The 15355-nt window shown below is 46.7% G+C and carries 19 protein-coding genes; 2 read left to right on the top strand and 17 right to left on the bottom strand.

Annotation, left to right across the window (positions count from 1 at the left end):
• The first annotated feature begins 88 nt into the window (after positions 1-88).
• Positions 89-202 carry a cortex morphogenetic protein CmpA gene (gene cmpA / locus JNUCC21_RS02505; RefSeq protein WP_003156164.1) on the top strand — a complete coding sequence of 38 codons (114 nt, stop codon included), beginning with the start codon at positions 89-91 and terminating at the stop codon, positions 200-202.
• Positions 203-211: 9 nt separating this feature from the next.
• On the opposite strand, the gene JNUCC21_RS02500 is transcribed toward cmpA, so the two are convergent.
• From JNUCC21_RS02500 to acpS, 14 genes are all read right to left on the bottom strand, one after another.
• Positions 212-2371, bottom strand: a complete 2160-nt coding sequence (locus JNUCC21_RS02500) for a Tex family protein (RefSeq protein ID WP_151295736.1) — start codon at positions 2369-2371, stop codon at positions 212-214.
• A 72-nt stretch (positions 2372-2443) separates the two neighbouring features.
• Positions 2444-3046, bottom strand: coding sequence for a PP2C family serine/threonine-protein phosphatase (locus JNUCC21_RS02495; RefSeq protein WP_007410234.1), 603 nt, complete (start codon positions 3044-3046; stop codon positions 2444-2446).
• The gene (gene sigB / locus JNUCC21_RS02490; RefSeq protein WP_003156171.1) at positions 3046-3834 is read right to left on the bottom strand and encodes an RNA polymerase sigma factor SigB; all 789 of its coding nucleotides are present in this window, start codon (positions 3832-3834) and stop codon (positions 3046-3048) included. Before sigB ends, JNUCC21_RS02495 begins: the two co-directional genes overlap by 1 nt.
• Positions 3800-4282, bottom strand: a complete 483-nt coding sequence (rsbW, locus tag JNUCC21_RS02485; RefSeq protein WP_007609591.1) for an anti-sigma B factor RsbW — start codon at positions 4280-4282, stop codon at positions 3800-3802. Before rsbW ends, sigB begins: the two co-directional genes overlap by 35 nt.
• Entirely contained in the window at positions 4279-4608 is a 330-nt protein-coding gene (locus tag JNUCC21_RS02480) for an anti-sigma factor antagonist (protein WP_033575044.1), read from the bottom strand. Before JNUCC21_RS02480 ends, rsbW begins: the two co-directional genes overlap by 4 nt.
• Positions 4609-4671: 63 nt before the next feature.
• Complete coding sequence (locus JNUCC21_RS02475; RefSeq protein ID WP_007410233.1) at positions 4672-5679, bottom strand: PP2C family protein-serine/threonine phosphatase; 1008 nt, start codon at positions 5677-5679, stop codon at positions 4672-4674.
• Positions 5680-5690: 11 nt separating this feature from the next.
• Positions 5691-6092 (bottom strand): anti-sigma regulatory factor, encoded by a 402-nt coding sequence (locus JNUCC21_RS02470; RefSeq protein ID WP_003156178.1) that lies wholly within the window; start codon positions 6090-6092, stop codon positions 5691-5693.
• 2 nt (positions 6093-6094) lie between these two features.
• Positions 6095-6460 (bottom strand): RsbT antagonist protein RsbS, encoded by a 366-nt coding sequence (gene rsbS / locus JNUCC21_RS02465; protein WP_003156180.1) that lies wholly within the window; start codon positions 6458-6460, stop codon positions 6095-6097.
• A gap of 4 nt (positions 6461-6464) precedes the next feature.
• Positions 6465-7286, bottom strand: coding sequence for an STAS domain-containing protein (locus JNUCC21_RS02460; protein ID WP_015416874.1), 822 nt, complete (start codon positions 7284-7286; stop codon positions 6465-6467).
• 117 nt (positions 7287-7403) lie between these two features.
• Positions 7404-7754 (bottom strand): type II toxin-antitoxin system endoribonuclease NdoA, encoded by a 351-nt coding sequence (ndoA, locus tag JNUCC21_RS02455; protein WP_003156187.1) that lies wholly within the window; start codon positions 7752-7754, stop codon positions 7404-7406.
• Between the two features lie 5 nt (positions 7755-7759).
• Entirely contained in the window at positions 7760-8041 is a 282-nt protein-coding gene (gene endB / locus JNUCC21_RS02450) for a type II toxin-antitoxin system antitoxin EndoAI (RefSeq protein WP_003156188.1), read from the bottom strand.
• A gap of 119 nt (positions 8042-8160) precedes the next feature.
• The gene (gene alr / locus JNUCC21_RS02445) at positions 8161-9330 is read right to left on the bottom strand and encodes an alanine racemase (RefSeq protein ID WP_025284272.1); all 1170 of its coding nucleotides are present in this window, start codon (positions 9328-9330) and stop codon (positions 8161-8163) included.
• A gap of 116 nt (positions 9331-9446) precedes the next feature.
• Positions 9447-10454 (bottom strand): outer membrane lipoprotein carrier protein LolA, encoded by a 1008-nt coding sequence (locus tag JNUCC21_RS02440; protein ID WP_007410230.1) that lies wholly within the window; start codon positions 10452-10454, stop codon positions 9447-9449.
• A gap of 164 nt (positions 10455-10618) precedes the next feature.
• A complete protein-coding gene (acpS, locus tag JNUCC21_RS02435; RefSeq protein ID WP_150941004.1) occupies positions 10619-10984 on the bottom strand; it encodes a holo-ACP synthase in 366 nt (121 codons plus the stop codon).
• Positions 10985-11076: 92 nt separating this feature from the next.
• Between acpS and JNUCC21_RS02430 the strand changes: the two genes are divergently transcribed.
• Complete coding sequence (locus JNUCC21_RS02430; protein ID WP_003156193.1) at positions 11077-11676, top strand: rhomboid family intramembrane serine protease; 600 nt, start codon at positions 11077-11079, stop codon at positions 11674-11676.
• Here the strand turns inward: JNUCC21_RS02430 and JNUCC21_RS02425 are convergent.
• The 3 genes from JNUCC21_RS02425 to cshA all read right to left on the bottom strand — a co-directional run bounded on the left by JNUCC21_RS02425 (position 11673) and on the right by cshA (position 15211).
• Positions 11673-13139, bottom strand: coding sequence for a PH domain-containing protein (locus JNUCC21_RS02425; RefSeq protein WP_031378638.1), 1467 nt, complete (start codon positions 13137-13139; stop codon positions 11673-11675). The two genes, JNUCC21_RS02430 and JNUCC21_RS02425, sit on opposite strands and share 4 nt — an antisense overlap.
• Complete coding sequence (locus JNUCC21_RS02420) at positions 13129-13608, bottom strand: PH domain-containing protein (RefSeq protein ID WP_007410226.1); 480 nt, start codon at positions 13606-13608, stop codon at positions 13129-13131. The genes JNUCC21_RS02425 and JNUCC21_RS02420 overlap by 11 nt, the downstream gene beginning before the upstream one ends.
• 118 nt (positions 13609-13726) lie before the next feature.
• Entirely contained in the window at positions 13727-15211 is a 1485-nt protein-coding gene (gene cshA, locus JNUCC21_RS02415; RefSeq protein WP_015239193.1) for an ATP-dependent RNA helicase CshA, read from the bottom strand.
• Between the last annotated feature and the right edge of the window lie 144 nt (positions 15212-15355).

The following is a 15355-nucleotide window of genomic DNA, read 5'->3' as shown; positions in this document are numbered from 1 at the left end:
GCTTTAAAAACATTGAACGGGACAATTCACCGTTCGCATACAATGAGTTAAAACCGACCTCTAACTAAAAGCTGAGGAGGAATGAGCCATGCCGAATTGGCTGATGAAACAAATGCAAAAAGCGTTTTTAGAAAAAGACAATTACCAAATCAAACTGCTGAATCAGTGCTGGTATTTCTACAGAAAAAAACACTGCTCGTAAGCAGTGCTTTTATTTTACCATAGACAGCGACACTCTGCCTTTTTGCACGTCCACCCCTTCGACCCATACGGTGACGATGTCTCCGACCGATACGACGTCGAGAGGATGTTTGACGAATTGATTGCTCAGTTTTGAGATGTGCACAAGCCCGTCCTGCTTGACGCCGATATCGACGAAAGCGCCGAAGTCTACAACGTTGCGGACGGTGCCCTGCAATTCCATTCCTTCCTTTAAATCCTCAAGCTGCAGAACGTCTTTTTTCAGCAAAGGCTTCGGCACTTCGTCACGAGGATCGCGCTCCGGCCTTGTCAGCTGCCCGCAAATATCCGCAAGCGTAATTTCCCCTATACCGAGCTCTTCAGCCGTTTCAGACAGCGGCAATGCGCTTATTTTCTCTTTTACGTCCGCGCTTCCGATCTGATCCGCAGTGAGCTGCAGTTTTTTGAGCAGCGCCTTTGTCTCTTTATAGCTTTCCGGGTGTATCCCGGTGCGGTCGAGCGGCTCCCGTCCCCCGGGCACTCTCAAAAAGCCGATGCACTGTTCATATGTTTTTGCGCCGAGACGCGGGATTTCTTTCAGCTCTTTGCGGTTTGTGAATTTGCCGAGCTCTTCCCTTTTTTTAACGATATTACCGGCAACGGTTTTGGATAACCCGGCTACATATTGAAGCAGCGCGGCTGATGCTGTATTGACATTCACCCCGACTTGGTTGACGACGGTCTCCACGACAAAACGGAGTGATTCATTTAAATGCTTTTGGCTGACATCATGCTGGTATTGCCCGACGCCGACGGATTTAGGATCAATTTTTACAAGCTCGGCGAGCGGGTCCTGCAACCTCCGCGCGATGGAGACGGCGCTGCGCTCTTCGACCTGAAAATCCGGAAATTCTTCACGGGCGATTTCTGACGCGGAATACACGCTTGCTCCGGCCTCGTTGACGATGACATAATAAATGTCACGCTCTGTTTCTTTCAGCACATCAACGACGAATTGCTCTGTCTCCCGTGATGCCGTGCCGTTTCCGATCGCCACAACCTCGACTTCGTACCGATCCAGCAATTGTTTGATTTTTTTCTGTGCTTCCGCTGTCTTTTTTACGGGAGCGTGCGGATAAATGACGTCGATTTTCAGCACTTTTCCCGTCTCATCAACGACTGCCAGTTTGCACCCCGTACGGAAGGCCGGATCGACGCCGAGCACGACTTTTCCCTTCATCGGCGGCTGCAGCAGGAGCTTACGCAGATTTTCAGCGAAAATATGGATCGCCTGCGCGTCTGCTTTTTCTGACAGCTCTTTGCGGATATCGCGCTCAATAGCCGGCTGGATCAGACGTTTGTAACTGTCCTCAATGGCTTCTTTCAACGTTTCTTTCACAGGCGTTTCACGGTGTTTGATAATTTGCTTTTCTAAATAAGCTTTTATCTGATCGGCGGGCGGTTCGATCGCAATCTTTAAAATGCCTTCTTTTTCACCGCGGTTCATCGCAAGCACTCTGTGAGGAACGACCTTTTGGATCGGCTCTTCGTACTCGTAGTACATTTCATAGACGTTTTTCTCGTCATCTGCGGCTGACTTGCCTGCCGCGGAAGTGAGAATTCCTTTTTTATACGTTTCCTGGCGAATCCACTTTCTGAAATGAGGGTCATCCGAGATTTGTTCGGCTATGATGTGCTTCGCGCCTTCAATGGCTTCCTCTCTTGAAGCGACTTCTTTTTCTGCACTGATATATTGATCAGCGATGTCGTGAAGGCGGTTTTCTTTCGGGAGAGAAAGAATATAGTCCGCAAGCGGTTCAAGACCTTTGCTTTTGGCGACGGTGGCTTTTGTTTTCCGTTTTTGTTTGAAGGGACGGTATAAATCCTCGACTTCCTGAAGCTTAACCGCTTGTTCGATTTTTTGCTTCAGCCCTTCCGTCAGCTTGTCCTGCTCAGAGATCAATCTGATGACTTCTTCTTTCCGCTGCGTCAGGTTTTGTATGTATTGCCACCGCTCGGAGATTGCCTGAATCTGCACCTCGTCCATTGAGCCGGTCTGCTCTTTTCTGTACCGCGCAATAAACGGGACGGTATTGCCGTCTTCCAGCAGGCGGATGACACTTTCGACATGTTTTTGGGATAACGCTGTTTCTTCAGCAATTTGTTTTTTCAAAAGGGCTAACGTTTCCATATCACAAAAGCCTCCATCTCTTCATTCTTTCTCTAGTGTATCAAAAAACGGCGGAACATAAAAAAAGCAGCCTTACGATAAAAGCTGCCCTAGAATATAGGTCAAATCATCACGTCTGGATGTTGTGTACGGATGAAGTGATTTTGATATATCTTCTATTGAGTGTCCCTGCTTTAAGCAGGTGCGGATATGCGGAACCTCAAGCCCATCCGTGTAGATGATGAACCTCGCCCCTTTTTCGTATGATGACGTATACGTTTTGTATCTTTGCGGTTTGCCTGAGAGGTAACCCGAAATCGGCAGCGGATGAAAGACTTCGCCTGATGGGGAGTGCAGGAAGAAACGGACATTGCCGATCGAGCAGTATGTCAATTCCCTTTTGATGAAATTGATTTTTAAGATGGAGGCAGTCGCCCCTCTTTTGTTTTTCATCGCTTGATTGCAGCGCTCAATGATGCTTTCCACATCCTCATCCGCATACGTTTCCACGATGTCTTTAATGGCTGACGAGGATTCGTTGGCAAGAGATCCGCTGCCGAGACCGTCCGCTACCGCGCAAACTAATTCTTCTTCATTCGCCTTCATAAAAAAGCTGTCGCCGCATATGGACTTGCCTTCTTTATTTAATTGGTATACAAGAGTTTGAACATGTTCATTTTCTTCAACCTGAATCATTACATTAGCTCCATGGAGGGATCTCCAATCAAGGCCTCTCTCAGTTTTTTCACCGCTTTCCGCTGCAGGCGCGAGACGTGCATTTGAGATATTCCGAGAATGTCCCCTGTTTCTTTTTGGCTTTTATTTTGCACAAATGTTAGATCGATAATTTGTTTTTCGCGGTCGGACAGCACATGAAGCACGCTTTTGATCATCATCTGCTGGTTGACGCGTTCGTATCCTTCCTCCTGCGAACCGACGATATCTAAAATCGTGACGGTGCTTCCGTCCGCATCCGCTTCGATGCTGTGATCGACAGACAGCGCCTGATAGCTTTTTCCCATCTCCATCGTTTCAAGCACTTCCTCTTCTGACACATCGAGAAAGGCTGCGATTTCTTCGACTTTCGGCGACCGCTGCGTCTCTGTCGTCAGCTGATCCACCGCCATTTTAATGCGCGGCCCGAGTTCTTTAATCCGTCGCGGGACGTGTACGCTCCATGTTTTATCTCTGAGGAAGCGTTTGATCTCGCCGATGATGGTCGGAATCGCAAATGCTTCAAAGGATTTGCCGACCTCGGGATCATACCGTTTAATGGCTCCGAGAAGTCCGATCATCCCGACCTGGCGGAGGTCTTCATGAAAACTTTTTCCTTTTGAATATTTCTTTGCCAGCATTTCGACGAGATTGGTATACACCTCGACGAGTGTTTCCTGGGCTTCTTTATTATCATGTGTTTGAAAGTCGCGTATGAGCCGATCAACTTCATCTTTAGTTAGTTTCGTAGTTTTTGATGGTTGTGCCATGATCAACTCGCTCCCCATTTAAATACTTTGTCATCGCCACGGTTACGCCAGAGTTGCTTTGAACTTTGACTTCATCCATGAGCGTTTCCATTAAATACAGACCGAGCCCTCCTTCTGACAATTGATCGACTGTGTGCGAAGGAGTGTACGGCCCGAGATCCTGCTGCTTCTGATCAAAATCAAAGCTGTCTCCCTGATCGGCGACAATGACCTCCAGCCGATCCTCAAACACACCGAACCGCACGGATACTTCTCCCTTATTTTCATCGTTGTATGCATGCTGGACAGCGTTTGTACAAGCTTCGCTGACAGCGATTTTTAAATCTTCAATGTCATCATAGGTATAGCCCATTCTGCTTGCGACCCCTGATAACGTAAGCCTGACGATTCCTACATATTCCGGTTCGGCCGGAATTTTCATCTCTATATAATCAACTGATGTACTCATTGCACGCCACCTTCTGACTTTGCCGAAATGTCGATGATGTCCTTAAGCCCCGTAATTTCAAACAGACGGACGAGCCGGTCGGAAAGATTCTCAAGCTTCAGAGAGCCGCCTTCCTTGCTCACCGTTTTAAACACGCCTACAAAAACGCCTAAACCCGTACTGTCCATATAATTTACATCTTTTAAGCAGATTCTCATGTCTTTCCCCTCGTTTGCCAGGGGCATCAGCTTTTCACGAACCGCCGGAGCTGAGTATACATCGATTTCTCCAGCGATATTGATTTGTATATCTGAAAGATTCTCCTTCATATCTACCGTTAAATTCATCGTATCACCTCTGAAAGTTATCCTTACTCGTGTTAATGGCTTTTTACCCGTGCTGCTGTTTTTTTAAACCTTTCTTTTTAAAACAATTAACGTAAAATCGTCATGAAGCTGAAAGTCCTGGAGTCTCAGCAGGCTGTCGTAAATATTTTTGACCATATCCTGCGCGGAGCAGTCCATGTGTTCTTCCAGCATGCGCTGAATGTCGCTGCGTTCTAAGAAACCGTTTTCGGTACGGCATTCGGTGACGCCGTCAGAAAAAAGAACGATCATGTCTCCTTCGTCCATGTGCTGTTCATATTGGCTGTAATCAAAATCCTGAGAGATTCCCAGCACCAATCCTTTTGCCTCCAGATCATAAAACTTTTTTTCTTTTTCAGAGTAGTAGAAGCCCGGTTCATGCCCCGCAGAGGCATATGTAAATTGGTGATTTTTCGTATTGTAGTTTGCGTAAAACATGGTGATAAACATGCTTGAGTCCACGTTCTGTTCTACAACGCGGTTAAGATTTTTCAGCACTTGGGAGGGGTGAATGCCGATCTCCGGAAGAGAGTCCATGGCATACTTGATCATCGACATGCACAATGCGGCGGGTATTCCTTTTCCGATGACATCGGCTATCGCGATGTTAATCGATTCCTTGTCTTTGACAAAGTGATAATAATCCCCGCTCATCTGTTTGGCGGGGACGCTGATCGCCCCGATATCCAGATCTTCTTCTTCAGGAATTTTTGTGCCAAGCAGCGTCTGCTGAACATTTGCGGCAATTTCAATTTCTGAACGAAGCTCCTGCTGGATATCTCTCAGACTTTGATGTTCCTGATAAGCCATCCCGTAGCCAATCATGACTTCTATTAAAAAATCCAGCGAATGAAAAACATCTTCCGGCAGATCCGGATACAGTTCCTTTACTACTTTTCGGTGGATACTGATAATCTCCTCCGGAGGAACCTGATGTTCAATCGTTTTTCGGCTGAATTTTTGGGCTTGATATAAAGATGTTTCTGTTAATTCGGCTATATATCGGCTAAGCAGCTGATGATACCGCTGCTCTATAACCTCCCTGAAATCCACGTTCTAACCTCCTACCGAAGCCATTTCACGGCTTGAATCTCTGTTCCTTCCTCTGCAACAGATTGCAGGCTGAATTCGTCCATCAGCCTTTTGACGCCCGGAAGTCCCGCTCCCAGTCCGCCTGACGTTGAAAAGCCGTCTTCCATCACTTTACGGATGTCGGGGATTCCGGGTCCTTTGTCTTCCGCTATAATTTTAAGGCCTTTTTTCCCTCTGTCGTTTACTTGTTCTATGCTGACCTGGCCCTTGCCTGCATATAAGTAAATGTTTCTGGCCAATTCTGAGATAGCCGTCGTGATTCTGGCCTGGTCCACCGTGCCGAAGCCTAATTCCTTCGCAACGTTGCGGCCAAGCTGTCTTGCGGCTACGATATCCCATTCTGTCATGATTTTCACACAGGATTGGTCGTTCATCGCTATTCCCCCAATTCCCGCTTCAATGTCTCAAGCCCTTGCTCTAAATCGAGCGCCGTTTCAATTTCCTCAAGTGAGATTCCGAGTTCAATCAATGTGACCGCCACAGCCGGCTGAATTCCCGTCAATACGACCTTTGCGCCCATCAATTTAGACATGGTGATGACATCGCCGAGCACTTTCGCGATAAATGAATCGATCATGTCAACGGATGTCAGGTCAATGACGACCCCGTTTGCGCCGGTTTCATAGATTTTGTTCAGCAGATCTTCTTGAAAATGCAAAGCTGTCTGGTCGTCAAGTTCCCATTGGATGGATACCAATAAGCAGTTATACAGTTTCAGGATCGGGATTTTTGGATGTCTCACAATGTTATTCCCCCAATGAAACGATTTTTCGATTTGTCATTTCAAGCGCTGTTTGAATTCCTTTTTGAAGGGTATTCTTCGTAATAACCTGCGACAAATCAATTCCCAGGTTAACGATCGTCTGCGCGATTTCCGGACGGATTCCGACGAGCAGACATTTTGCGCCGACAAGCCGCACCGCTTCTGACGCCTGGATAATATGGTGCGCCACCATCGTATCAACGACCGGCACGCCGGTAATATCAATTAATACAACCTGTGAACGGTGCTTCACGACTCCGTTTAACAGATTTTCCATAATGTGCTTTGCACGCTCCGTATCAATCGTCCCGACAAGCGGCATGACCGTTACATGCTCAAATACCGGGATCAGCGGAGCGGACAGTTCCTGAAGCGCGATTTTTTGCAAAGTAACCGTTTTTTCCCATGAGATAGAATACTGATTTAAGATTTCCGTGTTGATCGGACTGAAAAAGCTGTCTATCTCCAATATCAATTCCGCTCTGTCCTGATCGGCCATATTAAGGTCGACCATCGTTTCGTAAAGCAGTTTCCAAAACTCTGACAGGGTGGCTGAAAGAAGTTTCAGTGACAGGCCGAGCTGAACGGCGCGCAGTGCGAGTTCACTGATCTGCTCTTCCGCAGCCTCGTCATTTTTAGTCGATAATAAAAGAATGTCTATATAGTCTTTACAGATATTTTCACATATGTGATTCGTAAGCTGATAGTCTTCCTGATTGCCTACTTCTTTTAGTTTGGCTGTCCAAGTATCAAGCAGTTCATCATGTTGATCAATGATAAACTGATACACTTTCTGATTCGACATGGGTTTCACTGACCTCCCGACACAAAACAACAAATTTTGTTTGATTATCTCTTTATTATAGCGCTTATGTTTTTCGAAAACAAAAAAAGTTGCTCTATATGAGCAACCAAAATATGACTAAAAATCAATGAGTGCCAAACTGATTTGCAGGGCTTCATCAACCTTATCCATCATTTCATCATCCAGATGAGTTATTTTATCCGTTAATCTTTGCTTGTCAATCGTCCGAATTTGCTCCAGCAAAATAACGGAATCTCTTTCAAAACCGTAGCGTTTTGCATCAATTTCGACGTGGGTTGGTAATTTCGCTTTCTGTATTTGGGCTGTTATGGCTGCAACAATAGCAGTCGGGCTAAAGCGATTTCCGATATCATTCTGGATCACTAAAACCGGGCGTACGCCGCCTTGCTCTGAGCCAACAACAGGAGATAAATCAGCAAAATAAACATCGCCGCGCTTTACAATCAAAATGATTATCCTCCGCTGACTAAGCGCTCAACGGTCGTTTCTGCTTCGCACTCAGCATAGTGAGCCTCAGAAGAGATATTCAAGTTGATTTTCGCCATTTCCATATACCCGCGTCTCATCAAATCACGGTTATGGCGAGTTGTCCGTTCGCTGACATACGCTCTCACTGCTTGTGATATCAGTTCGTTTCTGCTTCGTTTCTCCCGCATCGCTACACCATCCAATTCAGCTACTAAGTTTTCAGGCAAGCTGATTTTCATTTCGGTTCTTGCGCTGGATTCAGACAAAAAACATACACCTCCACCAAACTTACGGATACGACCAATACATCCATCCAGACATAATGATACCATTATTCAAACGTCAAGCAAAGCTGTTTTATAAATTCTCTTTTTCCGGATGACGGCTACTTGTTTGTATTATCTTGCAGTAAAGGATTTCTTACTTCCATTATACTCTCATTTTCCAAAAACATACGGGGAACGCGGGAACTAATGGTACAAGGGACCTCGTAATTAATCGTCTCAAGCCGCCCTGCGATTTCATCCATCGTGATCGTTTCTCCCTTCTGGCTGCCGATCAGGGTGACTTTGGTGCCCGGCGGATAAGATTGATCTAATTCGACCATCAATTGATCCATACAGATTCTTCCCGCGATGTTCATCCGTTTGCCGCCGATCAGCACAGACGTGCCGCTCAGCTTGCGGAGCCACCCGTCCGCATAGCCGATGGGAACCGTTCCGATCCATTGATCCTTCTCTGCCGTATATGTTGCGCCGTAGCTGACACTTTCCCCTTTGCGGATCTTTTTCACATGGGATAAAACAGAGTGCAGCGCAAAAGCCGGCTTTAATTGAAACGGAATTTCGCTTTGGATGTCAGCAGAAGGACGAAGCCCGTACATACTGATGCCGAAACGAACCGCGTTAAAGAAGCCTTTTTTAAGACGAAGTCCGGCAGCGCTGTTCGCGCAGTGCACCATCAATTCTTTTAAAGGAAGCGGAGCGATCAATGTTTTAAAGCGGTCAAACTGGAAGAGGAAATAATCTCTGTTTTTCTCATCCGCGGTAGCAAAGTGGGTGAATACGCCTTTACAGACTAAACCGGGATTTTGGCTGAGGATTTTTAACACGCTTTGGATTTCTTCCTCCGTTTTGACTCCGAGTCTGTTCATGCCGGTGTCGACTTTCAGATGAAACGGCACTGTCGCACTTCCGAGGTGGCGCGCAGCTTCCTGAAGCCATTCAACAGAATACCCCGTGAGTGTTACGTCATACTCGGCAGCTGCTTGTACATATTCGGGCGGCACGGCGCCAAGCACGAGAATCGGCGCTGTAATGCCCCGTTTTCTCAATGAAATCGCTTCATCCAGTATGGCTACGGCAAGACAAGAGGCACCCGCTTCAAGCGCGGCTTTCCCAACTTCCAAATCTCCGTGGCCGTAAGCGTTCGCCTTTACAACCGCCATGAGATGGACGTTTTGCCCGATGTGTTTTTTCATATGCGTGACATTTTCTTTAATCGCGGACAGGTTGATTTCCGCCCACGTTTCTCTGTAAAAGGATGCTGTGTTCATTCGATACACTTCCTAGCATTATTTTCAATTCATATTGTTATTATCATACTAAAATTATTCTGCAAAGTGAAATGGAATCAAAAAAGAGACCGACAGCGGCGGCCTCTTTTTTGACGTTATTTTGACGACTGTCCCTGCATGCTTTTGGCGGCGGCCACCATTTCATCTTTTGTAAGATCCTGTGATGACAGAAGATAATCCACTCCGTCATATGTCCACGTTAAAGACGTATCAGATAATGCCGCAACCGTGAAGCCGAGATTAACCGGTTCGCCTTTCAGCGTGACGGCAGAGGCGGCTTTTGCGATATGGGCTTTTTCTTGAATAAGGGTGAATGATTTTTCTCCGCCGTAAGTCATGACGATCCGTTTGCCGTCCGCCGTTGAAATATCTTTCTCTTCAAGCTTTTTGACGCCGGCCGGCACTTGAAGCGGTGTTTTGACCGCAAATGAATCAGACGGCTTGGCGCTTGTGGCGACGTCCATCTGGGAAAGCGTCATATTTTTCTTCTCGTCAAAAGAGTCTTTATCAAACGGCTTGTTGAATTCAAAGCTTTTGAATTCGACTTTTACCATCACTTTCCGGTCTGTATCCATGACTTTGACGAGCGACGGGCTCATGTCCTTTTTGTTGAAAGTGATTTCCTGAGTCGGCAGCATTTTGTTGTGCTGATAGTTTGTTTTTGTTTCAAACGTGTACTTTTTATCTTTGGCGGAATAGACGGCGTCTTTGTCATGCTGCACGTCTTTTACAAGTGACTCAAACAAATATACTTGGCTGCTGTTATTCGGCCAGTCGCTTTGGAATCTGAAGCTCTTATTTAACGACGGCGTGAGGACAAAGACTCCGTTGGCGTTCCGTAAAATGACTTGGTTTTGGTCTTTTTTCGGATTTTCCAAATAGACCCGGTACAGGGAAGGTTTTTTATGCCAGATTTCCACATTGTATACTTGCGGATCACTCCCCGTTTCAATGGTCATTTTGGCTTTCGCTTTGTACGAGGTGTATTCTTTCGCCTTCTTATCTAAACCGTTCACGATATCTTCCTGTGATTTTTGGCCGCAGGCCGAAAGAATAAGGACGGCAAGCAGTCCCGTTAAAAGCAAAACAAAGCTTTTTCTCACCTTTTTTCAACCCCTTCTTCTCAATTGATGTAAAGGGAAGAAATCGCTTGTTTGACTTTAACGGTACGCCCTGAACGGACGGACGCGTACCATAAAAGCCTCAAACAACTTGTCTCCCTTAATGCACTATCAAATATATGAAGGGGTTCCGGCTAATATGCAGACTAGCGTGACAACCTTTCAATCACGACCTGTGCCGCGGCGTATTCTTTTGTATGGGTAATGGAGACGTGAACCGCCGCGCCGTCAAGCTTGGCGCAGGCCAGCACAGGCTTTCCCGCTTTGTCTTTTCCGGTTTCAATATCCTGAAAGCTGAGCTCTTTGCCGATACCTGTGCCGTATGCTTTCGAAAAGGCTTCTTTTGCCGCAAATCTTCCCGCGAGAAATTCAATTTTCCTTTTGTCCGACAGCAATGTAAAACGGGCGTATTCAGCCTCCGTCAATATTCTTTGCGGAAACCTCGCCTGCCGGCTGAGCATGTTTTCAATTCTGTGCAGTTCAACGATGTCGATTCCGATTCCGAAAATCATGTGAATTCCTCCTAAAAGTCCGTACTAAAAAACGGTTTATGTCATAAACGTGTTACTATATATGTAACAAATCAGATGCAAAGGGGCTTGCGATGTTTATACGAACGGAAAATTTCCAGACTTTTATCAGACGTTATCCGGCCGTCAGCTGTATCTTGGCGCTGCAGGCGTTCTTGTGGCTGTTTTTCAGTATGCCGCTTCATTCCGTCATGATGTGGTCAGATGCTGTGACCGGCTATAATTACGGCGTTTCCTCGGGAGAATGGTGGCGGCTGGTGACACCGATGTTTTTACACGCGAATTTCACTCACCTTTTGTTTAACTCCATGTCTCTCTTTTTATTCGCGCCCCCGCTTGAGCAGATGCTCGGAAAAGTCCGTTTTCTGATTGTGTACATCGCATCGGGCATCATCGGCAATATCGGCACGTATCTTGCCGAACCGCTTGATTATGTGCATGTCGGCGCATCCGGCGCGATCTTCGGACTTTTCGGCGTGTATGTGTTTTTGACTGTTTTCCGCAAGGAGCTGATCGGCCGGGATCAGTCGAAAATGATTATGACCCTGCTTATCATCGCGGTGCTGTCGACGTTTATCAACTCTAATATTAACATTATGGCGCATTTGTTCGGACTGGCAGGCGGATTTTTGCTTTCCTTTTTATGCGTGCAGCAAAAAAAGCGGCGGTATTAACCGTCCGCTTTTTCATATGAATACCAGCGCCCGATGCGTTCGGCATCTTCCTCGCTGACATCCTTCAGCATGACATGCTCCATGTGGTGAGCTGATTTCACTGCGGTAGCCACAGATGCGAGCCGCCTTCTTTTTTGCAGAAAGGAGCGGCTGACTTCAAACATCTGCATTCTTCTTCTCAGCATAATCGTGGTCGTCTTCCCGACCAGCCTCGTGGTGATCTGAAGCCTGCCGCCGTTTATGCACCATGACGCTGTCCTAAACGAGGCATATCCAAGCACCAGTTCGACGGGAAGCACAAGGAGCGATGCATATCCCCACGGTTTAAACAGAATACAAAGCGGGATGATCACGAAAACCGAGAAGATTATGGATCGGAATAAATACCGGCGCAGCGCCCTTTTCGGCAAATGATTCCGGTTTTCTTCCAGCACGTAATCCGGTGTGAAACCGTTCAGCATCACTCCGAGCTTTGATTTGCGGATGATCGGAAACAGAATCGTCTGTGCTCCTTCTTTCTCATTCCCCGCACTGCCGGCGCTGACAATCGCAACCGTCGCGTATCCGAATAATTGCCTGATCACATTTTCTTTCATTTTAATGGCTTGGATTTTACGGAGCGGGATTGTCACTTGATGTTTTTCAATAATTCCTCTGGTAATGACCAATTCGTGTTCCTTTTTTTCTATCTTAAAGTTGGCATGCTTGATCATCATACCGGCGATGCTTAACAGCCAGGCGATGAACAATCCTATGAAAATGATCACGGCGTATATACCGATGCTCGCATGCTTGAGAAAAGAAAACCTGTCATAGAGCCAGTCCATCGGAAGTACTTCATCAATCTGAGAAAAGAGGGCGAATACCGCTGAGATGATGACACCGATTCCCCCGGATGTTGAGGCGGCCATAAGCAGCTCACCTACAGACAGTCGGTAAACGGATTGCACATCTTCCCCGCGCATCGGCTCCTGCTCCGCTGCGGTCTCCCCTCGTTCTTCTTGCTCCGCTTTTTGCTGAAAAACAGCCGCTCTGATCCGTTCCGCCTCTTCCACAGTAATGGCGGATAAGACGGCCTCGGCGTTTTTCCCGTCACCGGCCGTTTCGATTTGAAGCTTAACAAGCTTAAAAAGCTGCTGAATGATGCCGGCACTCGTATTCATTGATTGAATCCGGTCAATGGAGATGTATCTCTTTTTCGTAAAAAACAAGCCTTCTTCAATTCTGAATTCTCCGTCCTCAATCCGGTATGTAAATTTTCTCCATTCGATCACACTAGCCGTAATCAGCCAGATAAGCAGGACGGCGAGCGCAATGCCTCCGTAAAAGCGGATGAAGTGGTTGGAGTTTACAATATAGACGAGAAAAAATGGCAGAATAATGTTTTTAATGGTTTCGATAATAATATGGAATAAGTTCAAAATCACGGCCGCCGGGTGCAGACGTTTCGGCTCAGACATCATCTTCCGTCACCCTTGCCAGACGGGAAATGGAATCCCTCAGCCGGTCAGCTTCCTCCATATCAAGCGCCGGAATGGAATGAACGGTTGCCGCCGTGGAGATTTTGACTGAGGCCAGACGGTACCTTCTGAGGAGCGGGCCTTGTGAAGTATCTACGTGCTGCACCCTCACCATCGGCACAATGACCCGTTTGACAATAAAAATGCCGGATTGAATATCAATTTCATTTTCATGGACTTCATAGCGCCAGATCCTGTGCCTGATTTTCGGTATGGCATAGACGGATATCACTGAACCGAATATCCAAATGATGCCGAGGACTCCGGTGATCCAATACGGCCAATGGAAGAAATGGCTTAAAACAGCTGCTGCTATAACGGCCAGAAGACAGAAGGCGGACAGGATGATTTCCTGAAGACGCCAGACTTTTAAGCCGCTTGGACTGATTCGATTTTTTGGCTGTGCTCTCAACATACCTACCTCCCATTTTTTATCATACATACAAATACGGCTGATTTGCAAAAAAGATTCACTTTCCGGCATATCAAAAAAAAAAGCGGACCCCGTAAAAGGGTCCGCTTCCTGTGTTTTAGTATGATTTTTTCTGGCGTCTGTCACCTGAAGAACGGCGGTCGCTTGAGCGTTTTTTATCGTAGGAAGAACGGTTGTTGGTTTTCCCTTTGCCGCCGCGGTAGCCGCCGCCTTGGCCGTCTCTGCGCTTAGAAGTACGCTGGTTTTTATAGCGTTTGCTGACCATCGGCGCTTCATCAGTGAGGCGTACAGGCGTGCTGTCCGGCTCTTTTGTCGCCATTTTAATGGCTGCAGCCACAACTGTCACTGCATCATGATCTTCTAACAATTCCGCAGCTGCCGTCATGTAGAAGTTCAGGTTGTTTTCGCTGATCGCCGTGCGCAGACGGTCAACCGTCACCTGCTGCTGTCCTTCTAATGCTTCGTCAAGCGTCGGCTCTTTCATACGGTCCATTTTGCGTTTTGTCGTTTGTTCAATCGCGCGAAGCATGCTTTTCTCACGCGGTGTGATAAACGTCATCGCCATACCCGTTTTTCCTGCACGGCCCGTTCTTCCGATACGGTGAACGTAGCTTTCAGGATCTTGAGGCACGTCAAAGTTGTAAACGTGGGTAACGCCTGAGATATCAAGTCCGCGGGCGGCAACGTCAGTCGCTACAAGCACTTCGATCGCACCTTCTTTAAATTTACGAAGCGCAACCATACGTTTCGCCTGCGTTAAGTCGCCGTGAATTCCTTCAGCCGCATATCCGCGAAGGTTCAGGGCTTCAGCAAGCTCATCGACACGGCGTTTCGTACGTCCGAATACGATCGCAAGTTCCGGAGACTGAATGTCAAGAAGACGAGTCAGCGTATCGAATTTTTTGCGCTCCTGCACTTCCAAGTAGAACTGCTGAATGTTGGACACAGTCATTTCTTTCGCTTTTACTTTTACGTGTTCCGGCTCAGTCATGAAACGCTCTGCGATCCGTTTGATCGGCGCAGGCATTGTTGCTGAGAATAAGAGCGTTTGGTGGTCGCTCGGCACGTTTGAGAGAATGGATTCAATGTCATCAATGAATCCCATATTCAGCATTTCATCAGCCTCATCCATGACAACCGTATTCACGTTGTTTAAACGGATCGTGCGGCGGTTGATATGGTCAAGAAGACGCCCCGGCGTACCTACGATGATATGCGGGTTTTTCTTCAATGCGCGGATCTGACGTCCGATATCCTGGCCGCCGTAAATAGGCAGTACTTTCGCACGCTTATCTTGTCCGATTTTATATAACTCTTCAGATACTTGAATGGCTAATTCACGGGTTGGCGCGATTACGATTGCTTGAATATTAGGAGACTCGGGGTTCATTTTTTCAACAAGGGGTATACCGAACGCAGCTGTTTTACCTGTACCTGTTTGCGCTTGTCCGATGACATCTTTATTTAAAAGTCCGAGCGGAATCGTTTGTGCCTGGATCGGTGTTGCTTCTTCAAATCCCATACGATTGATTGATTTCATGAGATCAGAACTTAATTGGAAATCTTGAAACGTTATAGTCAAATTATTCAAACTCCTTCTGATTGCTGTTTCAGTAATGTCGTGATTTACCACTAAAAACCGCCCTTTCATCCAAAGGACAGGATCATACGTATACAAAGCCCGAATTACTTTACGTTTAATCTTACCATTACACTATGTGTTTTT

Origin of the sequence: Bacillus sp. JNUCC-21 (genome assembly GCF_041222765.1) — a bacterium.
In the GTDB taxonomy this organism is placed as follows: domain Bacteria; phylum Bacillota; class Bacilli; order Bacillales; family Bacillaceae; genus Bacillus; species Bacillus velezensis.
Note: the sequence above shows the minus strand (reverse complement) of the source record. Positions and strands in the feature narration are given on the sequence as shown.